Below are 24,494 nucleotides of genomic sequence, written 5' to 3' on the forward strand. Positions count from 1 at the left end.
GATGTTACGTATTGCCGATAAGGTTTTTGATTCGCATCTGTTTACCGGTACCGGAAAATTCGCCTCGCCGCAGCTGATGGTGGATGCCATTCGTGAAAGCGGCAGCCAGCTGGTGACGCTGGCGCTCAAGCGCGTGGATCTGCGCCATCACAGCGATGCCATTCTGGCGCCTTTACTGGAGGCTGGCGTCACGCTGCTGCCCAACACCTCCGGTGCCAAAACGGCCGAAGAGGCGATTTTCGCCGCGCAGCTGGCCCGCGAGGCGCTCGGCACCCGCTGGCTGAAGCTGGAAATTCATCCGGATGCCCGCTGGCTGCTGCCCGACCCGATTGAAACGCTGAAAGCGGCTGAAAAGCTGGTTCAGCAAGGGTTTACCGTCCTGCCTTACTGCGGGGCCGACCCGGTGCTGTGCAAACGTCTCGAAGAGGTCGGCTGCGCCGCCGTCATGCCGCTGGGCGCCCCCATTGGCTCCAACCAGGGGCTGGAAACCCGCGCGATGCTGGAAATCATTATTGAGCAGGCTACCGTACCTGTGGTGGTTGATGCGGGCATTGGCGTGCCCAGCCATGCCGCGCAGGCGCTGGAGATGGGTGCTGACGCGGTGCTGGTCAATACGGCCATCGCGGTGGCCGACGATCCGGTCATGATGGCGCGTGCGTTCCGCATGGCCGTAGAGGCTGGCCTGCTGGCAAGGGAGTCTGGCCCCGGCTCGCGCAGTTTCCAGGCGCAGGCCACCAGCCCGCTGACCGGTTTTCTGGAGGCGATCTCATGAGCACGTTTACCGAGCGCTGGCGACAGCTTAACTGGGACGACATTGCCCTACGCATCAACAGCAAAACGGCGGCTGACGTGGAGCGCGCGCTCAATGCCCGCCACCTGACCCGCGAAGATCTGATGGCCCTGCTCTCCCCGGCGGCCAGCGCGTACCTCGAACCGATGGCGCAGCGCGCCCAGAGGCTTACCCGCCAGCGCTTTGGCAACACGGTGAGCTTCTACGTGCCGCTCTACCTCTCAAACCTGTGCGCCAATGACTGCACCTACTGCGGCTTCTCCATGAGCAACCGCATCAGGCGTAAAACGCTCGATGAAGGTGAGATCGCCCGCGAGTGCGCGGCCATTCGAGAAATGGGCTTTGAACATCTTCTGCTGGTCACGGGCGAGCATCAGGGAAAAGTGGGAATGGGCTATTTCCGTCAGCACCTTCCCGCCATTCGTCGTCAGTTTGCGTCGTTGCAGATGGAAGTGCAGCCCCTGTCGCAGGAGGAGTACGCGGAACTCAAGACCCTCGGGCTGGACGGGGTCATGGTCTACCAGGAAACCTATCACGAGACGACGTACGCCCGGCATCACCTGAAGGGCAAGAAACAGGATTTCTTTTTCCGCCTGGAAACGCCGGACAGGTTGGGTCGCGCGGGCATCGACAAAATCGGTCTGGGCGCGCTGATCGGGCTCTCTGACAGCTGGCGGGTGGATTGCTATATGGTGGCGGAACATTTGCTGTGGCTTCAGCAGCACTACTGGCAGAGCCGTTATTCCGTCTCCTTCCCGCGCCTTAGACCTTGCGCGGGCGGAATTGAACCGGCTTCGCTGATGGATGAACGCCAGCTGGTGCAGATCATCTGCGCGTTTCGCCTGCTCGCCCCGGAGGTTGAATTATCGCTCTCAACGCGTGAGTCCCCGGCGTTTCGCGATCGCGTTATCCCGCTTGCGATTAACAACGTCAGCGCGTTCTCCAAAACGCAGCCTGGCGGCTACGCCGACGATCGTCCGGAGCTGGAGCAGTTTGTGCCGCATGACGGGCGACGTCCTGAAGCGGTCGCCGCAGCCCTGACGGCGCAGGGTCTTCAGCCTGTCTGGAAAGACTGGGACAGCTGGCTGGGAAGAGCCTCGCAGTGACGATGAAACGCACTGCAACACCTTAAAAAATTGTCGAGGCGCGACGAAAAGGCAAAACCGGAGGATTGTCAGCGATCGTCCGGTTTTTTATTGTTGCACGGTCAGCAACGGATGCTGACCAGGGCGAAAAGCTTCTTCCTCGTTTCGCCCTGCCTCTGGTTCATTACACAAACGGCCGCCAGCAAGCTGAATAAGTATTTTCTTAATGATTCTTAAGATAAATCATCCCGCCAGAAATCGTGTGCCGTATAATTCACCGCTAACCGCAGGACAGCGACTATGCTGAGAGGATATCGGCAAACGAAAAGTATTCACCATCAGGAACGATGTACAGCTCATGGCACTTCACAGCAAAAAGCTCTCTTTTACCCGGCCAATCATGCTCAGCTTCGCGGGGATCCTCTGCAGTTTTGCGGTGATCGCGATCGCGGTGACGCTTTCGCAACGAAAGGATTTTCTTGAGGATTATCATAAGATAAACAGCAATTTCACGCACAACCTGGCGGTGAACTACACCGGGTCGATCCTGCGTGAAAACGACTATATCCTGGGCCGTGCCGCGATGTACTTTTCGCGTAACGACAGGCTAAACGAGACGCTCAACGTCAACCCGACGCAAGGGCTACAGATGGTGATGCATCTGCAGAACCTGATGCCGACCGTCTCCTCCATCTCGCTGGCGGACACGCAGGGGCATTATCTCCGCGTACCGGAAGTACTCCCCACGGAGAAAAGTAAAACCTTCGATCCCCGGACGCGGCCGTGGTTTGTCGCCCAGGCCGAAGCCAGCATCTTCAGCCACTATACCAGCCCCTACATGGACTACTTCACTGGCCATCCGACGGTCACACTCTATAAGCCATTGATTTCTCCCGAAGGAAGACTGAAGGGAACGATCGCGTTTCATCTCGATTTGACGTCAATGGGCTACACCCTGCGTCAGATGGTGGCACCCGTTCAGGGGGAATTCTTCGTCGTCGAACGCGACGGCGCCGTGGTGCTTCACCCGGATACAGGCGCGCTCTTCAAACAGTACGTTAGCGAAGCGCTGATGGACAAAATGACCAGCGGTGAAGGCCACCTTTACGACAAGAAAAGCAACGTCTGGTATTACTACTACTCGTTTACCAACCCGGACTGGTTTGTCATCTACCGGGTCTCTGGCGAGACGCTCACCGATATCACCCGCCACGAAACGACGATTGTTGGCTGGGGATTTGCGCTGGCGGCCATCATCATCATCCTCTTCGGCTTATACCTGCGCCACGCCTCGCGTAGCGTGCTGATGCACATTATCAATGCCATCAAAACCGGCGACGTCAGCGAAGCGCCGCGCCTGGAAGCGATGCTGAGCCATACTATCCAGTCCAATAAAGAGCGTGAGATGGCCTATGTGCGTCAGGCGACTCACGATGCGCTGACGGGCTGTAAAAACCGCCGCGCGTTCGATAGCGATATCGCCGAGCTGCTGAATGCCCAGCAGCCTTTCGCGCTGGCGCTGGTGGACATTGATAACTTTAAATCGATTAACGACACGCTGGGCCACCTGACCGGTGATATCGTTCTGCGCAACGTGGCCCGCGAAGGGATCCAGATCATGCAGCCACATGACGTCTCGATTTACCGCTACGGTGGAGAAGAGTTCGCGGTAATTTTCCAGGCTGAGCAGATGACGTCTGCGCTCTCATTGCTGGAAGCGTGGCGTACCGCCGTTGAAAAGCGCGTCTGGCGGGAAGAAAACCTGCGGGTTACGTTCAGCGGTGGTCTTGGGGAGTGGCACTTTGAACCGCTGGAACAACTTGTCGGAAGCGTTGATAACGCCCTCTACAGCGCCAAACAGCAGGGCAAAAACCGCATTAACCGAACGTCCATCAGCTAATCCTCCCTCTTTCACCCCTGCCCGTTTCGACGGGCCGGGTACCCGACAACGCGAAATTGTAACCGGTTTCAGAAAATCGCCGGTTTCTTTGTGATGCCTGACACACAATCGCGGTAAACCGGTTGTTGAAGCGGTCTGCACGGGATAATTATCAATAAACACATGTAGATCGAGGCTGATTATGAAGAACATCGTTTTATGCTGTGCAGCGGGAATGTCAACCAGCATGCTGGTTCAACGTATGAAAGACGCCGCGCAGAAAAAAGGGGTTGAAGTCACCATTAAAGCCGTTCCGGTTGCGGAGTTTAAAGACAACATCGCGACGGCCGACATCGTATTGCTGGGGCCACAGGTTAAATACGAGCAGGCTAAACTCCAGGCGCAGGCCGACCCGTTGGGTAAAAAGGTCGCGGTGATCGACATGATGGATTACGGCATGATGAAAGGTGATGCCGTACTGGAAAAAGCACTCAAACTTCTGGAGTCATAATGGAAGACTTAGAAACCACGATTATGGAGCTGCTGGTCAATGCAGGCGCGGCGCGTAGTGCAGCCCTGACGGCGTTGCAGATGGCGCGTAAAGGGGAGTTTGACGAAGCTGAAAAAGCGATGGAAGAGTCGCGCGAATATGTGAAGCATGCGCACACCATACAGACGCAGCTTATCGGTCTTGACGAAGGGACCGGGAAGCTTCCGGTTAACCTGATCACCGTCCACTCTCAGGATCACCTGATGAACGCGATGGTCATTCAGGATCTGGCGGGCGATATGATTGAGCTTTATCGTCGGATCCCGCTGGTGAATTGAAAACATGCAGATGTAAAAAAACCCGCCGAGGCGGGTTTTTTATTAGCGGCTCAACGATTACTCGTTGTCGGAACCACCCAGACCTGCGTTCAGCAGTTCTGCCAGGCTCGCGGATGCATCTTCAGCAGTCACCTGCGGTGCAGCTGGCAGTTCGCCCGCAGCACGACGACGCATACGATCCTGATGGTACGCATAACCGGTACCCGCCGGGATCAGACGGCCCACGATAACGTTCTCTTTCAGACCGCGCAGTTCATCACGCTTACCAGCAACAGCGGCTTCGGTCAGGACACGAGTCGTTTCCTGGAACGATGCTGCAGAGATGAAGGACTCGGTTGCCAGAGACGCTTTGGTGATACCCAGCAGATCGCGCGAGAAGGTCGCACCGATTTTGCCGTTCGCTTCCAGATCGCGGTTAGCAATCTTGACGCGTGAGTATTCAACCTGCTCGCCTTCCAGGAACTCGGAGCTGCCTGCGTTTTCGATGGTTGCTTTACGCAGCATCTGACGAACGATAACTTCAATGTGCTTATCGTTAATCTTAACGCCCTGCAGACGGTAAACGTCCTGCACTTCGTTGGTGATGTAACGCGTTACCGCGTGTACGCCACGAAGACGCAGAATGTCGTGCGGAGCTTCTGGACCATCGGAAACCACGTCACCACGTTCTACACGTTCACCTTCGAACACGTTGAGCTGACGCCACTTAGGAATCATCTCTTCGTACGGTTCGCTGCCATCTACTGGAGTGATAACCAGACGGCGTTTCCCTTTGGTCTCTTTACCGAAGGAGATGATACCGCTGATTTCAGCCAGGATTGCAGGCTCTTTCGGACGACGTGCTTCGAACAGGTCCGCAACGCGTGGCAGACCACCGGTGATGTCCTTGGTACCGCTGGATTCCTGTGGAATACGCGCCAGAGCATCACCCGCACCGATCTGAATGCCATCTTCCAGCTGAACGATCGCTTTACCCGGCAGGAAGTACTGCGCAGGCATGTCGGTACCCGGGATCAGAACGTCGTTACCCTGAGCATCAACGATTTTCAGCGCAGGACGCAGATCTTTACCACCGGTAGTACGTTCAGCAGAATCCAGAACCACCAGAGAAGACAGACCGGTCAGCTCGTCAGTCTGACGAGTAATGGTCTGGCCGTCGATCATGTCAGTGAAGCGGATGAAACCACTTACTTCGGTGATAACCGGCATGGTGTGTGGATCCCAGTTTGCAACGGTTTCACCGCCAGCAACCTGCTCACCATCACCTTTCGCCATAACCGCACCGTAAGGCACTTTATAGCTCTCTTTGGTACGACCGAATTCGTCGATCAGCTTCAGCTCGGTATTACGAGAGGTTACAACCAGCTTGCCTGCGGAGTTAACAACAGACTTCGCGTTGCTGAGCTTGATGCTACCTTTGTTTTTCACCTGGATGCTGGATTCAGCAGCCGCACGAGATGCCGCACCACCGATGTGGAACGTACGCATCGTCAGCTGTGTACCCGGCTCACCGATGGACTGTGCCGCGATAACGCCGATTGCTTCACCTTTGTTGATGATGTGGCCACGCGCCAGGTCACGACCGTAGCAGTGCGCACATACACCAAAGTCGGTGTCACAGGATACAACGGAACGTACTTTCACGGAGTCAACAGAGTTCGCTTCCAGCAGGTCACACCAGTGCTCGTGCAGCAGCGTGTTGCGTGGAACCAGAATGTCTGCAGTACCCGGCTTCAGAATGTCTTCCGCGGTAACACGACCCAGAACGCGATCGCGCAGTGGCTCTTTAACATCACCGCCCTCGATAACCGGGGTCATGGTGATACCTTCGAGGGTGCCACAATCGTCTTCGGTCACAACCAGATCCTGAGCAACGTCAACCAGACGACGCGTCAGATAACCGGAGTTCGCAGTTTTCAGTGCGGTATCCGCCAGACCCTTACGAGCACCGTGGGTGGAGATGAAGTACTGGAGTACGTTCAGACCTTCACGGAAGTTCGCGGTGATTGGCGTTTCGATGATGGAGCCATCTGGCTTCGCCATCAGACCACGCATACCTGCCAGCTGACGAATCTGTGCTGCGGAACCACGCGCACCGGAGTCGGCCATCATGTAGATGCTGTTGAAGGAAACCTGCTGCTCTTCTACGCCGTCACGGTTAATCACGGTTTCGGTCTGCAGGTTATCCATCATCGCTTTGGATACACGATCGTTCGCCGCGGCCCAGATATCGATAACTTTGTTATAGCGTTCGCCCGCGGTAACCAGACCAGACTGGAACTGCTCCTGGATCTCAGCAACTTCGGCTTCCGCTTCAGAGATGATCTCGTGTTTCTTCTCTGGGATGACCATGTCATCGATACCAACAGATGCACCTGAACGCGCTGCATAAGCAAAGCCGGTATACATTGTCTGGTCAGCGAAGATAACGGTCGGCTTCAGACCCAGAATGCGGTAACAGGTGTTCAGCATTTTGGAGATCGCTTTCTTGCCCAGCGCCTGGTTGACGATGGAGAAAGGCAGACCTTTCGGAACGATCATCCACAGAATGGCACGGCCAACGGTCGTGTCTTTCAGGCTGGTTTTCGCAACGAATTCGCCGTTTTCATCTTTTTCGTATTCGGTGATACGCACTTTAACGCGCGCATGCAGAGAGGCCAGGCCAGCGCGATAAATACGCTCAGCTTCTTTCGGGCCAGTCAGCACCATGCCTTCGCCTTTGGCGTTAACACAGTCACGGGTCATGTAGTACAGACCCAATACAACGTCCTGAGAAGGAACGATGATAGGTTCACCGTTCGCTGGGGACAGGATGTTGTTGGTAGACATCATCAGCGCACGCGCTTCGAGCTGGGCTTCCAGCGTCAGCGGTACGTGAACAGCCATCTGGTCACCATCGAAGTCGGCGTTATATGCCGCACAAACCAGCGGGTGCAGCTGGATAGCTTTACCTTCGATCAGGACTGGCTCAAATGCCTGGATACCCAGACGGTGCAGTGTTGGTGCACGGTTCAGCAGTACCGGGTGTTCGCGGATAACTTCGTCCAGGATATCCCAAACGACAGCTTCTTCACGCTCAACCATTTTCTTAGCGGCTTTGATGGTGGTGGCGAGGCCACGCAACTCCAGCTTGCCGTAGATGAACGGTTTGAACAGCTCCAGTGCCATTTTCTTCGGCAGACCGCACTGATGCAGACGCAGGTATGGACCTACGGTGATAACAGAACGGCCGGAGTAGTCAACACGCTTACCGAGCAGGTTCTGACGAAAACGACCCTGCTTACCTTTGATCATGTCGGCCAAAGATTTCAGAGGACGTTTGTTAGAACCGGTGATCGCACGACCGCGACGACCGTTATCCAGCAGGGCATCAACCGCTTCCTGCAGCATACGTTTTTCGTTTCGTACGATGATGTCCGGCGCAGCCAGATCCAGCAGACGTTTCAGACGGTTGTTACGGTTGATAACGCGACGATACAGATCGTTCAGATCGGACGTTGCGAAACGACCACCATCCAGCGGAACCAGTGGACGCAGATCTGGCGGCAGAACCGGCAGAACGGTCAGGATCATCCACTCTGGTTTGTTACCAGACTGAACGAACGCTTCCAGCAGTTTGATACGCTTGGTCAGCTTTTTACGTTTGGTTTCGGAGTTGGTTTCGTTCAGCTCTTCACGCAGCTGCTCGCACTCTTGCTCCAGATCCATGCTCTTCAGCAGGGCCTGAATAGCTTCCGCACCCATCTTCGCGTCGAATTCGTCACCGAACTCTTCCAGCGCGTCCAGATACTGCTCTTCAGTCAGGATCTGATGACGTTCCAGGTTCGTCATCCCGCCTTCGATAACCACATAAGATTCGAAGTACAGAACGCGTTCGATATCGCGCAGCGGCATATCCAGCAGCAGACCGATACGGGACGGCAGAGATTTCAGGAACCAGATGTGAGCGGTCGGAGACGCCAGCTCGATGTGGCCCATGCGCTCACGACGCACTTTGGTCTGGGTCACTTCAACGCCGCACTTCTCACAGATCACACCACGGTGTTTCAGGCGCTTGTACTTACCGCACAGGCACTCGTAATCTTTTACTGGCCCGAAAATACGCGCACAGAAAAGGCCGTCACGCTCAGGTTTGAACGTACGGTAGTTGATGGTTTCCGGCTTTTTAACTTCACCGAAAGACCATGAACGGATCATGTCTGGCGAAGCCAGAGCAATTTTGATCGCATCAAACTCTTCGGTTTTAGTCTGCGCTTTCAGAAACTTTAATAAATCTTTCACGGATTTGCTCCCGTCGGAGTTAGCACAATCTGGTGCCGGGGGTTAACCCGGCACCAGTGACCTGTTTGAGCGAGAATTACTCGTCTTCCAGTTCGATGTTGATACCCAGCGAACGAATCTCTTTCAACAGTACGTTGAAGGATTCTGGCATGCCCGGCTCCATCTGATGGTTGCCGTCCACGATGTTTTTATACATCTTGGTACGACCGTTCACGTCATCAGACTTAACGGTGAGCATTTCCTGCAGGGTGTATGCCGCGCCGTATGCTTCCAGCGCCCACACTTCCATCTCCCCGAAGCGCTGACCACCGAACTGTGCCTTACCACCCAGCGGCTGCTGAGTAACCAGGCTGTAAGAACCAGTAGAACGAGCGTGCATCTTGTCGTCGACCAGGTGGTTCAGTTTCAGCATGTACATGTAACCTACGGTTACCGGACGCTCGAACTGTTCACCGGTACGGCCGTCAAACAGCGTAATCTGACCAGACGTTGGCAGACCACCCAGTTGCAGCAGCTCTTTAATTTCAGCTTCTTTCGCACCGTCGAAGACTGGCGTTGCGATTGGCATACCTTTTTTCAGGTTCTCAGCCAGACGCAGCACTTCTTCATCGCTGAAGGTATTCAGGTCGACTTTCTGACGCACGTCGGTACCCAGATCGTAGGCACGCTGGATGAATTCGCGCAGTTTCGCGACTTCTTCCTGCTGCTTCAGCATGGCGTTAATCTTGTCGCCGATACCTTTCGCAGCCATACCCAGGTGAGTTTCCAGGATCTGACCGATGTTCATACGAGACGGTACGCCCAGTGGGTTCAGTACGATATCTACCGGCGTACCGTTAGCATCGTGCGGCATATCTTCGATCGGGTTGATCTTAGAGATAACACCCTTGTTACCGTGACGACCTGCCATCTTATCACCAGGCTGGATCTGACGTTTAACGGCCAGATACACCTTAACAATCTTCAGCACGCCTGGTGCCAGATCGTCGCCCTGAGTGATTTTGCGGCGTTTCGCTTCGAGTTTTTTCTCGAACTCGTGTTTCAGTTCATCATACTGCTCAGCCAGCTGTTCCAGCTGATTTTGTTTCTCTTCGTCGGTCAGGCCCAGTTCCAGCCAGCGATCGCGTGGCAGTTTGTCGAGCTTCTCAGCTTCAACGCCACCGGCAACCAGCACCGCATAGATACGGCTGAACAGACCCGCTTCGAGGATCTGCAGTTCTTCAGACAGGTCTTTCTTAGCCTGTTTGAGCTGCATCTCTTCGATTTCCAGCGCACGTTTATCTTTCTCAACGCCGTCACGGGTGAAGACCTGAACGTCGATAACCGTACCGGAAACACCGTTTGGTACGCGCAGAGAAGAGTCTTTAACGTCAGACGCTTTCTCACCGAAGATTGCACGCAGCAGTTTCTCTTCTGGCGTCAGCTGGGTTTCACCTTTCGGCGTAACCTTACCAACCAGGATGTCGCCACCGGTCACTTCCGCACCGATGTAAACGATACCGGATTCATCCAGTTTGGAGAGCGCAGCTTCACCCACGTTAGGGATGTCAGCGGTGATCTCTTCTGGCCCCAGCTTGGTGTCACGGGACACACACGCCAGTTCCTGAATGTGGATGGTGGTGAAACGATCTTCCTGAACCACACGCTCGGAGACGAGGATGGAGTCTTCGAAGTTGTAACCGTTCCACGGCATGAACGCTACGCGCATGTTCTGACCGAGCGCCAGTTCACCGAGGTCGGTGGACGGACCGTCTGCCAGCACGTCGCCGCGCTCAACTGGCTCACCCAGAGACACACAAGGCATCTGGTTGATACAGGTGTTCTGGTTAGAACGGGTGTATTTGGTCAGGTTATAAATGTCGATACCTGCTTCGCCCGGATACATCTCGTCTTCGTTAACTTTGATAACGATACGGGATGCATCGACGTACTGAACAGTACCACCACGTTTAGCAACCGCAGTAACACCGGAGTCAACGGCAACAGCACGTTCCATACCGGTACCAACCAGCGGCTTATCAGCGCGCAGAGTTGGAACGGCCTGACGTTGCATGTTCGCACCCATCAATGCACGGTTGGCGTCATCGTGTTCCAGGAACGGGATCAGGGACGCACCGACGGATACCACCTGCTGGGTGGATACGTCCATGTAGTCAACCTGGTCGCGGCTGAACAGGCTGGATTCGCCTTTGCTACGGCAGGTAACCAGATCTTCTACAAAGTGGCCTTCGTCATCCAGGTTGGAGTTCGCCTGAGCGATAACGTAGTTGCCTTCTTCGATAGCAGACAGGTAGTGAATTTCGTCGGTTACAACACCGTCGGTCACTTTACGGTACGGGGTCTCGAGGAAACCGTATTCGTTAGTCTGTGCGTACACGGACAGGGAGTTGATCAGACCGATGTTTGGACCTTCAGGCGTTTCGATTGGACATACGCGACCGTAGTGCGTCGGGTGTACGTCTCGAACTTCAAAGCCTGCGCGTTCACGGGTCAGACCGCCTGGGCCGAGTGCAGAGATACGACGTTTGTGCGTAATCTCAGACAGCGGGTTGTTCTGGTCCATGAACTGAGACAGCTGGCTTGAACCGAAGAACTCTTTCACTGCTGCAGAAATCGGCTTGGCGTTGATCATATCCTGAGGCATCAGGGTATCCAGATCGCCCAGAGACAGACGCTCTTTCACCGCACGCTCTACACGTACCAGGCCAACGCGGAATTGGTTTTCCGCCATTTCGCCTACGGAACGGATACGACGGTTGCCGAGGTGGTCGATATCGTCCACTTCGCCTTTACCGTTACGGATATCGATGAGCTTCTTCATCACTTCGATGATGTCGTCTTTGCTCAGGATACCGGAACCTTCGATTTCGTCGCGCAGCAGAGAACGGTTGAACTTCATACGACCAACCGCGGACAGATCGTAGCGGTCTTCGGAGAAGAACAGGTTCTCGAACAGGCTTTCCGCCGCTTCGCGAGTTGGTGGCTCACCAGGACGCATCATGCGGTAGATTTCGACCAGCGCGCTCAGACGATCGGTGGTTGGGTCGACGCGAATAGTCTCAGAGATATACGCACCGTGGTCCAGATCGTTGGTGAACAGCGTTTCGATACGTTTGTGACCAGACTGGCTCAGCTTAGCCAGCAGATCCAGGCTCAGCTCCATGTTCGCTGGGCAGATCAGCTCACCCGTTGACTCGTCAACGTAATCTTTCGCGGCTACTTTTCCTGCAATGTACTCAACCGGAACTTCGATGAGTTTGATATCATCTTTTTCCAGCTGGCGGATGTGGCGCGCGGTGATACGGCGACCTTTTTCCACATACACTTTGCCGTCGGCTTCGATGTCGAACGACGCGGTCTCACCACGCAGACGTTCCGGCACCAGCTCCATCTGCAGCTTGTTGTCGCGGATTTCAAAGATCACTTTCTCAAAGAACAGGTCCAGGATCTGTTCAGTGGTGTATTGCAGCGCACGCAGAATGATGGTTGCAGGCAGCTTACGACGACGGTCGATACGGACAAACAGGTTGTCTTTCGGATCGAACTCGAAGTCCAGCCATGAACCACGGTAAGGAATGATGCGTGCGTTATACAGTACTTTACCGGAAGAGTGTGTTTTACCTTTATCGCTGTCGAAGAAGACGCCCGGGCTACGATGCAGCTGGGAAACGATAACACGCTCAGTACCGTTGATAACGAAAGTACCGTTGTCCGTCATGAGTGGAATTTCACCCATGTAGACTTCTTGTTCTTTAATGTCTTTAACGGTGCCTTCCGGCGCTTCGCGCTCGTAGATCACCAGACGCAGTTTTACGCGCAGCGGTGCGGAATAGGTCACGCCACGGATCTGACATTCCTGAACGTCAAACACCGGTTCGCCAAGGCGGTAGCTGACGTACTGCAGCTCGGAGTTACCGCTGTAGCTCTGAATCGGGAACACGGAGCGGAAGGCTGCTTCCAGACCGTACTGCCCTTCAGGATCTTGCTCGATAAACTTCTGGAACGAGTCAAGCTGGATAGAAAGGAGATATGGAATGTCCAGAACTTGTGGACGTTTACCAAAATCCTTACGAATACGTTTTTTCTCGGTATAGGAGTAAACCATAGGGTTCCTCAGCTCGCTGACAAGTCGACCCATCTGTCCGACGAAGGGACAGTTTGTGCAACACCATTTTGTGGACCGGAAAATTGAATACTTTCCGCAATACCTGTTGCTATCACGCTTAAATCATTTCGTCGCGATTTACACAGAGCGAGCACCCTGTCGCAATATATTAAGTCGTCGATAGAAACATGCATTGTCAGGACAATCAGCAGTCAAACAGTGTGAAATGCTACTGATGCCTTACAGCGCAAAAAGGCTGGTGACTAAAAAGTCACCAGCCATCAGCCTAATTACTCAGGCTGCAACCAGAAAAGTTGGCTTATTTAACTTCAACTTCAGCGCCAGCTTCTTCCAGAGATTTTTTCAGTGCTTCTGCGTCGTCTTTGCTCACGCCTTCTTTCAGCGCAGCTGGAGCAGATTCTACCAGGTCTTTAGCTTCTTTCAGACCCAGGCCAGTTGCGCCACGTACTGCTTTGATAACAGCAACTTTGTTAGCGCCAGCAGCTTTCAGAATTACGTCGAATTCAGTTTTTTCTTCAGCAGCTTCAGCCGGGCCCGCAGCTACAGCTACAGCAGCAGCAGCAGAAACACCGAATTTTTCTTCCATTGCAGAAATCAGTTCTACAACGTCCATTACGGACATAGCTGCAACTGCTTCAATGATTTGATCTTTAGTGATAGACATTTAAATTGTTCCTGAAAATCAGAATAAGTTTATACGTAAGCGAATGCTTTATAAAGATAACTGCGATTAAGCAGCTTCTTTCGCATCGCGAACAGCAGCCAGAGTGCGAACCAGTTTGCCAGCCGAAGCTTCTTTCATGGTTGCCATCAGGCGTGCAATTGCTTCTTCGTAGGTCGGCAGGGTTGCCAGGCGATCGATTTGCGATGCCGGGATCAACTCACCTTCAAAGGCTGCAGCTTTGACCTCAAATTTTGCATTCGCTTTCGCGAACTCTTTGAACAGACGAGCAGCAGCGCCCGGGTGTTCCATAGAGTATGCAATCAGGGTCGGACCAACAAACGTGTCTTTCAGGCACTCGAACTGAGTACCTTCAACTACGCGACGCAGCAGGGTGTTACGAACAACACGCATGTATACGCCAGCTTCACGACCTGCTTTACGCAGTTCAGTCATTTTGTCTACAGTAACGCCACGGGAATCCGCAACTACTGCAGACAGCGCGCCTTTGGCTACTTCGCTGACTTCAGCAACAATCGCTTGTTTGTCTTGAAGATTTAAAGCCATTAGCTTTGCTCCTGGATGTTTGCCGGAACTCATGTTCCGGAACTCACTTCACTCTCCCCAACGGAAAGAGCGTCTTAATACGGTGAGCAGAAACAAGCCAGAGTATCCAAAAATAATCTTAGCGTTCTGTCACCGTCTACGCAGGGGATTAAGTCTCTTGCGAAACACCTGCGGTCTTCGACGGAGGCCTGGATTAGGCCAGGCTCCAACGAACAAATCTTTTAGCCGCTAACTTTCGTTAGCAAACGTGGGGGTAAGATTGTAGACAAAATCACCGCCCACGTAAAGGCATTAGTTTGCAGCAGCGCTCAGGCCAGCCTGGTCAACTGCAACACCTGCACCCATGGTGGTGGAGATGCTAACTTTCTTGATGTACACGCCTTTCGCCTGAGTTGGTTTTGCTTTTTTCAGCGCAACCAGCAGAGCTTCCAGGTTTTCTTTCAGTTTGTCAGCGTCAAAGTCCACTTTACCGATGGTGGTGTGGATGATGCCGTTTTTGTCGTTACGATAACGAACCTGACCTGCTTTAGCGTTCTTAACCGCTTCAGCAACGTTAGGAGTTACAGTACCAACTTTCGGGTTAGGCATCAGGCCGCGTGGACCCAGAACCTGGCCCAGCTGGCCAACAACGCGCATTGCATCTGGAGAAGCAATAACAACGTCAAAGTTCATTTCGCCTTTCTTGATCTGATCAGCCAGATCTTCCATACCTACCAGTTCAGCGCCGGCAGCTTTAGCAGCTTCAGCGTTTGCACCCTGAGCAAATACAGCTACGCGAACGGAACGGCCAGTACCGTGTGGCAGTACAGTTGCGCCACGAACGTTCTGATCGGATTTACGCGCGTCGATGCCGAGGTTAACGGCAACGTCAACGCTTTCAACGAACTTAGCAGTTGCCAGTTCTTTCAGCAGAGCGATAGCTTCGTTGATGTCGTACTGTTTGGTCGCATCAACTTTGTCACGGATCACGGACATGCGCTTGGTCAGTTTAGCCATTTCTTAGTCCTCCACTACCAGGCCCATGGAACGTGCAGTACCTTCGATTGAGCGAGTCATCGCTTCAATGTCGGCACCAGTCATGTCGGCAGCTTTGGTCTGCGCGATTTCCTGCAGCTGAGCGCGGGAAATTTTACCCACTTTGTCTTTGTTCGGTTTACCGGAACCAGACTTGATACCAGCCGCTTTCTTCAGCAGAACTGCTGCTGGAGGGGTTTTGGTAACGAAAGTGAAAGAACGGTCAGCGTAAACAGTGATTACGACTGGGATTGGCAGACCTTTTTCCAGGGATTCGGTTTTGGCGTTGAACGCTTTACAGAATTCCATGATGTTCACACCCTGCTGACCCAGAGCTGGACCAACTGGTGGACTTGGGTTCGCCATACCAGCTGCAACCTGCAGCTTGACGTAGGCTTGTACTTTCTTAGCCATTCTAAAATCCTCTGATTGGGTGATAGCGCCTCAGGGAGGCTCCCCGTGAATAAAATTCGTTTTACGGGCCGGGGCCCATAAAAACAAAAGGCGCGAAATTGTATTCCAATCTCGCGCCCTGTGCAACGATTAAATCGCCGCTTTTTTGATCGCTGCTTAGGCTTTTTCGACCTGCGCAAAGTCCAGTTCTACCGGGGTCGCACGACCAAAGATAGAAACAGAAACTTTCAGGCGGGACTTCTCGTAGTCCACCTCTTCAACGACGCCATTAAAGTCAGCAAACGGACCGTCGCTAACACGAACCATTTCACCCGGCTCAAACAGCGTTTTAGGACGCGGCTTATCACCCACCTGCTGCAGGCGGTTCATAATCGCATCAACTTCTTTGTCGCTGATTGGCGCCGGACGGTCAGACGTGCCGCCGATAAAGCCCATCACGCGCGGTACGCTGCGCACCAGGTGCCAGCTCGCGTCGTTCATCACCATCTGAACCAGCACGTAACCCGGGAAGAATTTACGCTCGCTTTTGCGACGTTGGCCGCCACGGATCTCAACCACTTCTTCGGTCGGAACCATAACTTCGCCAAATAACTCTTCCATGTTGTGTAATTTGATATGCTCACGCAGCGACGTTGCTACGCGGCCTTCAAAACCGGAAAACGCCTGAACGACGTACCAACGCTTTTTAGGGGCTTCAGACATCTTAGAACCTCAGGCCAGTAATAAAGGAAACCAGGCGAACCAGAATACCATCCAGTCCCCACAGGATCAGTGACATTACCGCAGTTACTGCTGCCACGATCAGCGTGGTGTGCAGTGTTTCCTGGCGAGTCGGCCAAATGACCTTGCGGACTTCGGTACGCGCTTCACGTGCAAAAGCAACGGTTGCTTTACCTTTAGTCGTCAACAGCGCGACACCGCCCGCTGCAGCAATCAGAATCACCACTGCCAGCGCGCGGAGCGGCAGCATCATGTCACGATAAAGATAGTTGCCAACGATTGCCACAATCAGCAGCACGGCAACAGCGACCCACTTCATCGCTTCCAGGCCGCGCCCGCTCCCTTGAGCTTCGGTATTCGCACTCATAAACCAACCTGTCAGAAGAATTCTACAAATAATTTCACCCCGCGATTGCGAGGCGAGCCAAATCGAAACGCTAATCCCTTTATGGATTATACGCTCTCTGCAGAGCCTGTCTCAGCAATGATTATGACAAAAATAATCACTGATGAGCCAGGTTCTGATGTGAAAGCGTGCAAAAAGGGCATCAAATGATGCCCTTTTCATGCGCATTGCGTCAAATGTTATCAGCGATTAGCCGAGAACTTTAGCAACCACGCCCGCGCCAACGGTACGGCCACCTTCACGGATTGCGAAACGCAGACCGTCGTCCATCGCGATTGGGTGGATCAGAGTCACAACCATCTTGATGTTGTCGCCTGGCATTACCATCTCAACGCCTTCTGGCAGTTCGATGGTACCGGTCACGTCAGTTGTACGGAAGTAGAACTGTGGACGGTAGCCTTTGAAGAACGGAGTATGACGGCCGCCTTCGTCTTTGGACAGGATGTACACTTCAGATTCGAACTTGGTGTGTGGCTTGATTGAGCCTGGCTTCGCCAGAACCTGACCACGTTCNTCCATCGCGATTGGGTGGATCAGAGTCACAACCATCTTGATGTTGTCGCCTGGCATTACCATCTCAACGCCTTCTGGCAGTTCGATGGTACCGGTCACGTCAGTTGTACGGAAGTAGAACTGTGGACGGTAGCCTTTGAAGAACGGAGTATGACGGCCGCCTTCGTCTTTGGACAGGATGTACACTTCAGATTCGAACTTGGTGTGTGGCTTGATTGAGCCTGGCTTCGCCAGAACCTGACCACGTTCGATTTCTTCACGTTTGATACCACGCAGCAGAACACCAACGTTCTCACCAGCACGGCCTTCGTCCAGCAGTTTGCGGAACATTTCAACGCCAGTACAGGTAGACTTCGCAGTCTCTTTGATACCAACGATTTCAACTTCTTCGCCAACTTTGATGATACCGCGCTCTACACGACCGGTAACAACGGTACCACGACCGGAGATGGAGAATACGTCTTCGATTGGCAGCAGGAATGGCTTGTCAATCGCACGCTCTGGTTCTGGGATGTAAGAATCCAGGAAGCCAGCCAGTTCGATGATTTTCGCTTCCCACTCNAGCAGTTTGCGGAACATTTCAACGCCAGTACAGGTAGACTTCGCAGTCTCTTTGATACCAACGATTTCAACTTCTTCGCCAACTTTGATGATACCGCGCTCTACACGACCGGTAACAACGGTACCACGACCGGAGATGGAGAATACGTCTTCGATTGGCAGCAGGAATGGCTTGTCAATCGCACGCTCTGGTTCTGGGATGTAAGAATCCAGGAAGCCAGCCAGTTCGATGATTTTCGCTTCCCACTCTGCGTCGCCTTCCAGCGCTTTCAGAGCAGAACCACGAACGATTGGGGTATCGTCGCCCGGGAAATCGTACTGAGACAGCAGTTCACGAACTTCCATCTCTACCAGTTCCAGCAGCTCTTCGTCATCAACCATGTCACATTTGTTCAGGAACACGATGATGAAAGGAACGCCTACCTGACGACCCAGCAGGATGTGCTCACGAGTCTGAGGCATTGGGCCGTCAGTCGCAGCAACAACCAGGATCGCGCCGTCCATCTGCGCAGCACCGGTGATCATGTTTTTAACATAGTCGGCGTGGCCTGGGCAGTCTACGTGTGCGTAGTGGCGAGTCGGGGTGTCGTACTCAACGTGAGAGGTGTTGATGGTGATACCACGAGCTTTTTCTTCTGGTGCGTTATCGATCTGGTCGAATGCACGAGCAGAACCACCGTAGGTTTTTGCCAGAACGGTAGTGATTGCAGCGGTCAGCGTTGTTTTACCATGGTCAACGTGGCCGATAGTACCGACGTTAACGTGCGGTTTTGTACGTTCAAACTTTTCTTTAGACATCGATTGTCCCTCTAAGACACGGATAAATCGGTGATATCACCACATCAACCAGGCGAAATGCCTGAATTGTTGAATACAGTAAAATTGAAACAGAGAGAAACGGGAAGGAGAAGTGAAGTGGTGCTGATACCCAGAGTCGAACTGGGGACCTCACCCTTACCAAGGGTGCGCTCTACCAACTGAGCCATATCAGCACGTATTGGAGCGGGCAGCGGGAATCGAACCCGCATCATCAGCTTGGAAGGCTGAGGTAATAGCCATTATACGATGCCCGCATCCTGAAACTCGGCTACCCAGTTCTTTCTGTAACAAAAAAAGAGATTTCTCTCTTTTTCAGTTTGAGCTGGCTAATTTTTCCAACCAGCTCCGGCGGCATTTACGCTGCCAGAAAGTGGTGGTGGGGGAAGGATTCGAACCTTCGAAGTCTGTGACGGCAGATTTACAGTCTGCTCCCTTTGGCCGCTCGGGAACCCCACCGGACTTGATGGTGCCGACTACCGGAATCGAACTGGTGACCTACTGATTACAAGTCAGTTGCTCTACCTACTGAGCTAAGTCGGCATCAAGTAGCGCGCATTCTATGGATACCTGCGCGGTCATGCAACTAAAAATTTGCATAAAACGTTCTTTCGCTCACATTTTATGCGAAGAGCGTATCAAGCGCTGTAAAAGTAGTCATTTGAGGTCAAATATTCAACATATCATCGTGATTTGCACTGTATTCACCGTAGCGTGACGGCTTCCGCGTAACGCAGCGCTTTCCATCTTTTTTCTTATTATTCCCGTCATCTGGTGTTAACCTCCTGCCCATTGTCCAAAATTAACTGTGTGATGAGCCACGATCCGGCAGTGTGATGCTGGCTCACTGAAGCATGCTTATGAGCAAAAAAGAGCAAACGTTAATGACGCCTTATCTTCACTTTAACCGGCAGCCAGTGGGCTGCCCTGCGTGATTCCGTCCCTATGACGCTGACGGAAGGTGAAATCGCGCGGTTAAAAGGGATAAACGAAGATCTGTCCCTGGAAGAGGTGGCAGAAATTTATCTTCCCCTCTCTCGCTTGCTTAACTTCTATATCAGCTCGAACCTGCGCCGTCAGGCCGTGCTGGAGCAGTTTCTCGGGACGAACGGTCAACGCATTCCTTATATCATTAGTATCGCAGGCAGCGTGGCCGTGGGTAAAAGTACCACCGCGCGCGTCCTGCAGGCGCTGTTGAGTCGCTGGCCGGAACACCGCAGCGTGGAGCTGATCACCACCGACGGCTTCCTGCACCCGAACGAGGTGTTAAAAGAACGTGGGCTAATGAAGAAGAAGGGTTTCCCGCTTTCTTATGATATGCATCGTCTGGTGAAGTTTGTCTCTGACCTGAAATCCGGCGTGCCGCACGTGACTGCGCCAGTCTATTCGCACCTGATCTACGATCGCATTCCGGGCGGGGATAAAACCGTGGTCCAGCCGGACATCCTGATTCTGGAAGGTCTGAACGTACTGCAAAGCGGGATGGACTATCCTCACGACCCGCATCACGTATTCGTCTCGGATTTTGTTGATTTCTCTATTTATGTCGATGCGCCGGAAGACCTGCTGCAAAACTGGTACATCAACCGCTTCCTGAAGTTCCGCGAAGGGGCCTTCACCGATCCGGATTCCTATTTCCACCACTATGCCCAGCTTTCTGAAGAAGAAGCGATCGGTGTGGCCACGGGGCTGTGGAACGAGATCAACTACGTGAACCTCAAAGAGAACATCCTGCCGACGCGCGAGCGTGCAAGCCTGATCCTCACCAAGAGCGAGAAGCACGCCGTCGACCAGATTCGCCTGCGGAAATAATCAAGCAGACATAAAAAAACCGGCTTAGCGCCGGTTTTTTTCGTTATGGATGTGGCTTCTCGCCATTTTCATCCTGATCGACCGCAAAGCAGGCAACCAGCTGGCCGCCATACTCCTTCAGCTGCGGCTGGAGCTGGGTGCACGGGCCAAAGCGGCGGCTGCAGCGGGCGTTGAATGCACATCCCGGAGGCGGATTCAGCGGGCTTGGCAGTTCACCCGTCAGCTTAATACGCTCACGACGATCGTCCGGGTTCAGACGCGGCGTCGCAGACAGCAGCGCCTGGGTATACGGGTGACGAGGGTTATTAAAGATCTGGTCTTTAGTCCCCTTCTCCACGCAGCGTCCCAGGTACATCACCATCACTTCATCAGCAATGTGCTCGACAACCGACAGGTCGTGGGAGATGAACACGTAAGACAGCCCCAGCTCCTGCTGGAGATCCATCATAAGGTTCAGCACCTGCGCACGCACGGATACGTCGAGCGCGGAGACCGGCTCATCGGCAATCACCACGTCCGGATCGAGCATCAGCCCGCGGGCGATCGCAATACGCTGACGCTGGCCGCCGGAGAACATGTGCGGATAGCGATCGTAATGCTCGGTTTTGAGGCCGACCTTCGCCATCATCGCCAGCGCTTTTTCACGGCGCTGCTCCTTGCTCAGATTACTGTTGATCAGCAGCGGCTCTTCCAGAATCTGCCCGACTTTTTTACGCGGATTCAAAGAACCATACGGGTTCTGGAACACAATCTGGATTTTCTGGCGACGCAGCTTCTGCGCCTGCGGATCGTGCTTGAGCAGATCCTGCCCCTGATAGTAGAGCTCGCCGCCGGTCGGCACTTCAATCATCGTCAGCAGACGGCCCAGCGTCGATTTGCCGCAGCCTGACTCCCCCACCACCGCCAGCGTTTTACCGCGTTCGAGGTTAAAGGAAACGCCGTCCAGCGCTTTCACCAGGCGTTCAGGGGCAAACAGTCCCTTCTTCACCGGGTAGTATTTTTTCAGATCGATGGCCTGCAGCAGCGGTTGTTGCGTGGTGGCCTGATGCGTACTCATAGTGTTGGCCTCCCGGCATCATCGAGTGGGTAGTGGCATTTCGACTGACGACCGTCAGCAAGCTGGTTCAGCTCTGGCTCTTCTGCCCGGCATTTGTCCGTTGCATACGGACAGCGCGGATTGAGCAGACAGCCCTGCGGACGGTCATATTTACCCGGTACCACACCCGGCAGCGACGCCAGACGCGCTTTGTCCTGGGCAAACTCCGGCAACGCGCGTAACAGCGCCTGGGTATACGGGTGACGCGGCGCGCGGAAAATATCGTGTGAATTTCCGGTCTCGACCACCTGGCCGGCATACATCACGATGATTTTGTGCGCGGCTTCGGCCACCAGCGCCAGATCGTGCGTAATCAGCACCAGCGCCATATTCTCTTTCTGCTGCAGCTCCAGCAGCAGTTCGATGATTTGCGCCTGAATGGTCACATCCAGCGCCGTCGTCGGTTCATCTGCAATCAGCAGTTTTGGTCGACAGGCAATCGCCATCGCGATCATCACGCGCTGGCTCATCCCGCCGGAGAGCTGGTGCGGGTAAACGTCCAGACGCGATGCCGGGTCAGGAATACCCACCTGGTTCAGCAGGTCGATCGCCCGCTGACGACGGGTTTTCTTATTCCCGCCCTGATGCACCTTAATCGCTTCCATAATCTGGAAACCAACGGTGTAGCAAGGGTTCAGGCTGGTCATGGGATCCTGGAAAATCATCGCCACTTCGGCGCCCACCAGCTGGCGGCGCTGTTTTTCAGAAATGCGCTTCAGATCCTGACCGTTGAACTGCAGGTTTTCCGCCATCACGCGGCCCGGGTAATCTATCAGCCCCATGATCGCCAGTGAGCTCACCGACTTACCGGAACCGGACTCCCCGACAATGCCAACCACTTCGCCCTGATTTACGCTGTAGCTGATGCGGTCCACGGCGCGAAACGGGGTGCCTTCGTCGCCGAAGTGCACCGATAATTTATCTACATTTAATAACGCCATCTCGTGCCTCTTACTGCTTCAGTTTGGGATCAAGCGCATCACGCAGGCCATCACCCATCAGGTTAAATGCCAGCACCGTCAGCAGGATTGCCAGACCCGGGAAGGTGACAACCCACCAGGCGCTTTGTGCGAACTGCAACACGTCGGAGAGCATGGTGCCCCACTCCGGTGTTGGCGGCTGCGCACCCATGCCCAGGAAGCCAAGAGCGGCCATATCAAGAATGGCGTTAGAGAAACCGAGCGACGCCTGAACGATCAGCGGCGCCAGGCAGTTAGGGAAGATATTGACGAACATCTGGCGCATCGCACCGGCACCCGCCACGCGAGAAGCGGTGACGTAGTCGCGGTTCACTTCCACCAGCACCGCCGCACGGGTTAAACGTACGTAGTGAGGAAGCGCCACGAAGGTCAACGCCAGCGCGGCATTGCCTATCGACGGGCCGAAGATCGCCACCAGCACCAGCGCCAGCAGCAGACTTGGCAGCGCCAGCATAATATCGACGATACGCATGATGATGTTATCAACGATGCCGCCGAAGTAACCGGCAACCAGGCCGAGAACGATCCCCATAATCAGAGACAACACCACCACCAGGCAGCCGACAAGCAGCGACAGGCGCGCGCCGTACATCAGACGCGACAGCACGTCGCGGCCCACGTCATCGGTACCCAGCAGGTGCGTCAGGCTACCGCCATCCTGCCAGGCAGGCGGCGCGAGCAGCGCATCGCGGAACTGGTCCGCCGGGTTATACGGTGCGAGGAAGTTCGCAAACACCGCAATCAGGATCATGATTACGACATACACTAGCCCTACCACCGCGCCTTTATTGCGCTTGAAGTAGTGCCAGAATTCCTGCAGCGGCGTCATAGGAACCGGTGCAGCGACCACTTTATTTTGAGTGACTTGTGACATGATGGTCCCTTACTTCTTATGACGAATACGCGGGTTCACCACGCCGTACAGCAAATCGACCAGCAGGTTGACGAGGATAATCATCGTCGCGACCAGCAGTACACCGCCCTGCACAACCGGATAGTCACGGCGTTGCAGCGCGTCAATCAGCCAGCGTCCAAGGCCCGGCCAGGAGAAGATGGTTTCGGTCAGGATCGCCCCCGCCAGCAACGTCCCCACCTGGAGGCCGATAACGGTCACCACCGGCAGCATGGCATTACGCAGCGCATGGACGATGATGACGCGCATACGCGTCAGGCCCTTGGCGCGCGCGGTGCGGATATAATCCTCACCCAGCACTTCCAGCATCGATGAACGGGTCATTCGCACGATCACCGCCAGAGGAATGGTGCCCAGCACCATGGCAGGCAGGATCATGTGCGCCACGGCATCAATGAAGTTGCCCTCTTCGCCCCATATAGCCGTATCAATCAGCATAAAGCCGGTAAGCGGGTTGGAGTCATCCAGGAAGACCATATCACTGACGCGCCCGGAGACCGGTGTCAGGTTAAGCTGCACCGATACCAGCATGATCAGCATCATGCCCCACCAGAAGATAGGCATGGAGTAGCCGGTCAGCGCCAGGCCCACGGCGGTGTGGTCAAAAATAGAGCCACGCTTGACGGCAGCCAGTACCCCGACAGGAATACCCACCGCAGTGGCGAAAATCATAGCGCAGACGCCAAGCTCCAGCGTCGCTTTAAAACGCGGCACGAACTCGTCCCACACCGGAAGACGGCTTTTCAGCGAAATCCCTAAATCACCGTGCAATACGCCCCAGATATAGTGGAGGTATTGCTGCCACATCGGCTTATCGAGACCGAGTTCCGCCAGCAGCTGTGCATGGCGCTCAGGGGAAATACCACGCTCGCCCGCCATAATCATTACCGGGTCGCCGGGGATCATATGGACGAAGGCAAAAGTGAGAAGGGTGATACCGATAAACGTGGGGATAACAAGTCCCAGACGTCGGAGGATGAACTGCAACATAACCCGGATTCTCTCTGATGACGCACGACCAGTGGCGTGACG

General features: G+C 54.2%; 17 protein-coding genes, 4 tRNA genes and 3 pseudogenes. 6 read left to right on the plus strand and 18 right to left on the minus strand.

What is annotated here, in order from left to right:
* Nucleotide 1 precedes the first annotated feature (1 nt).
* From thiG to LA04_RS11940, 5 genes are all read left to right on the plus strand, one after another.
* Nucleotides 2-772 carry a thiazole synthase gene (gene thiG / locus LA04_RS11920; protein WP_023334103.1) on the plus strand — a complete coding sequence of 257 codons (771 nt, stop codon included), beginning with the start codon at nucleotides 2-4 and terminating at the stop codon, nucleotides 770-772.
* Nucleotides 769-1,896 (plus strand): 2-iminoacetate synthase ThiH, encoded by a 1,128-nt coding sequence (thiH, locus tag LA04_RS11925; RefSeq protein ID WP_047651718.1) that lies wholly within the window; start codon nucleotides 769-771, stop codon nucleotides 1,894-1,896. The genes thiG and thiH overlap by 4 nt, the downstream gene beginning before the upstream one ends.
* Nucleotides 1,897-2,233: 337 nt before the next feature.
* A complete protein-coding gene (locus LA04_RS11930; RefSeq protein WP_047651720.1) occupies nucleotides 2,234-3,775 on the plus strand; it encodes a sensor domain-containing diguanylate cyclase in 1,542 nt (513 codons plus the stop codon).
* A 181-nt stretch (nucleotides 3,776-3,956) separates the two neighbouring features.
* On the plus strand, nucleotides 3,957-4,265 hold the full coding sequence (locus tag LA04_RS11935; protein ID WP_010425948.1) for a PTS sugar transporter subunit IIB: 309 nt from the start codon (nucleotides 3,957-3,959) through the stop codon (nucleotides 4,263-4,265).
* Complete coding sequence (locus tag LA04_RS11940; protein ID WP_008503455.1) at nucleotides 4,265-4,582, plus strand: PTS lactose/cellobiose transporter subunit IIA; 318 nt, start codon at nucleotides 4,265-4,267, stop codon at nucleotides 4,580-4,582. The genes LA04_RS11935 and LA04_RS11940 overlap by 1 nt, the downstream gene beginning before the upstream one ends.
* Before the next feature lie 57 nt (nucleotides 4,583-4,639).
* Here LA04_RS11940 and rpoC read toward each other — a convergent pair whose 3' ends face one another.
* The 14 genes and pseudogenes from rpoC to LA04_RS12010 all read right to left on the minus strand — a co-directional run bounded on the left by rpoC (nucleotide 4,640) and on the right by LA04_RS12010 (nucleotide 19,204).
* Nucleotides 4,640-8,863, minus strand: a complete 4,224-nt coding sequence (gene rpoC, locus LA04_RS11945; RefSeq protein WP_029741888.1) for a DNA-directed RNA polymerase subunit beta' — start codon at nucleotides 8,861-8,863, stop codon at nucleotides 4,640-4,642.
* Between the two features lie 76 nt (nucleotides 8,864-8,939).
* Nucleotides 8,940-12,968, minus strand: coding sequence for a DNA-directed RNA polymerase subunit beta (rpoB, locus tag LA04_RS11950; protein ID WP_023334099.1), 4,029 nt, complete (start codon nucleotides 12,966-12,968; stop codon nucleotides 8,940-8,942).
* 319 nt (nucleotides 12,969-13,287) lie between these two features.
* Nucleotides 13,288-13,653: a 50S ribosomal protein L7/L12 gene (gene rplL, locus LA04_RS11955; RefSeq protein ID WP_006176746.1), complete on the minus strand. Its 366-nt coding sequence runs from the start codon at nucleotides 13,651-13,653 to the stop codon at nucleotides 13,288-13,290.
* A 66-nt stretch (nucleotides 13,654-13,719) separates the two neighbouring features.
* Nucleotides 13,720-14,217: a 50S ribosomal protein L10 gene (gene rplJ / locus LA04_RS11960; RefSeq protein WP_001207203.1), complete on the minus strand. Its 498-nt coding sequence runs from the start codon at nucleotides 14,215-14,217 to the stop codon at nucleotides 13,720-13,722.
* A 291-nt stretch (nucleotides 14,218-14,508) separates the two neighbouring features.
* A complete protein-coding gene (gene rplA, locus LA04_RS11965; RefSeq protein ID WP_006810530.1) occupies nucleotides 14,509-15,213 on the minus strand; it encodes a 50S ribosomal protein L1 in 705 nt (234 codons plus the stop codon).
* A 3-nt stretch (nucleotides 15,214-15,216) separates the two neighbouring features.
* Nucleotides 15,217-15,645: a 50S ribosomal protein L11 gene (gene rplK / locus LA04_RS11970; protein ID WP_008503452.1), complete on the minus strand. Its 429-nt coding sequence runs from the start codon at nucleotides 15,643-15,645 to the stop codon at nucleotides 15,217-15,219.
* Nucleotides 15,646-15,801: 156 nt separating this feature from the next.
* Nucleotides 15,802-16,347, minus strand: coding sequence for a transcription termination/antitermination protein NusG (gene nusG, locus LA04_RS11975; protein ID WP_002438628.1), 546 nt, complete (start codon nucleotides 16,345-16,347; stop codon nucleotides 15,802-15,804).
* A gap of 1 nt (nucleotide 16,348) precedes the next feature.
* Complete coding sequence (secE, locus tag LA04_RS11980) at nucleotides 16,349-16,732, minus strand: preprotein translocase subunit SecE (protein ID WP_014068449.1); 384 nt, start codon at nucleotides 16,730-16,732, stop codon at nucleotides 16,349-16,351.
* Nucleotides 16,733-16,960: 228 nt separating this feature from the next.
* Nucleotides 16,961-17,845, minus strand: a pseudogene (locus LA04_RS25255) (EF-Tu/IF-2/RF-3 family GTPase); the annotation flags it as partial.
* A gap of 3 nt (nucleotides 17,846-17,848) precedes the next feature.
* Nucleotides 17,849-18,643: pseudogene (gene tuf / locus LA04_RS24795) on the minus strand (elongation factor Tu); the annotation flags it as partial.
* A 118-nt stretch (nucleotides 18,644-18,761) separates the two neighbouring features.
* Nucleotides 18,762-18,837, minus strand: a tRNA-Thr gene (locus LA04_RS11995).
* Nucleotides 18,838-18,843: 6 nt separating this feature from the next.
* Nucleotides 18,844-18,918 (minus strand) — tRNA-Gly (locus tag LA04_RS12000).
* A gap of 117 nt (nucleotides 18,919-19,035) precedes the next feature.
* Nucleotides 19,036-19,120: transfer RNA gene (locus LA04_RS12005), tRNA-Tyr, on the minus strand.
* An 8-nt stretch (nucleotides 19,121-19,128) separates the two neighbouring features.
* Nucleotides 19,129-19,204 (minus strand) — tRNA-Thr (locus LA04_RS12010).
* 317 nt (nucleotides 19,205-19,521) lie between these two features.
* Here LA04_RS12010 and coaA point away from each other — a divergent pair.
* Nucleotides 19,522-20,473, plus strand: a pseudogene (coaA, locus tag LA04_RS12015) (type I pantothenate kinase).
* Nucleotides 20,474-20,516: 43 nt separating this feature from the next.
* Here coaA and dppF read toward each other — a convergent pair.
* Genes dppF through dppB form a run of 4 tightly spaced genes read right to left on the minus strand, consistent with a single transcriptional unit; the run spans nucleotide 20,517 to nucleotide 24,452 of the window.
* A complete protein-coding gene (dppF, locus tag LA04_RS12020; protein WP_047651722.1) occupies nucleotides 20,517-21,530 on the minus strand; it encodes a dipeptide ABC transporter ATP-binding subunit DppF in 1,014 nt (337 codons plus the stop codon).
* Nucleotides 21,527-22,510: a dipeptide ABC transporter ATP-binding protein gene (dppD, locus tag LA04_RS12025; protein WP_008502772.1), complete on the minus strand. Its 984-nt coding sequence runs from the start codon at nucleotides 22,508-22,510 to the stop codon at nucleotides 21,527-21,529. The genes dppF and dppD overlap by 4 nt, the downstream gene beginning before the upstream one ends.
* A gap of 10 nt (nucleotides 22,511-22,520) precedes the next feature.
* The gene (gene dppC, locus LA04_RS12030; RefSeq protein WP_047651724.1) at nucleotides 22,521-23,423 is read right to left on the minus strand and encodes a dipeptide ABC transporter permease DppC; all 903 of its coding nucleotides are present in this window, start codon (nucleotides 23,421-23,423) and stop codon (nucleotides 22,521-22,523) included.
* Between the two features lie 9 nt (nucleotides 23,424-23,432).
* A complete protein-coding gene (gene dppB, locus LA04_RS12035; protein WP_023334097.1) occupies nucleotides 23,433-24,452 on the minus strand; it encodes a dipeptide ABC transporter permease DppB in 1,020 nt (339 codons plus the stop codon).
* Nucleotides 24,453-24,494: the final 42 nt, after the last annotated feature.

It is taken from the genome of Enterobacter sp. UCD-UG_FMILLET (assembly GCF_000762975.1).
Taxonomy (GTDB): Bacteria; Pseudomonadota; Gammaproteobacteria; order Enterobacterales; family Enterobacteriaceae; genus Enterobacter; species Enterobacter dykesii.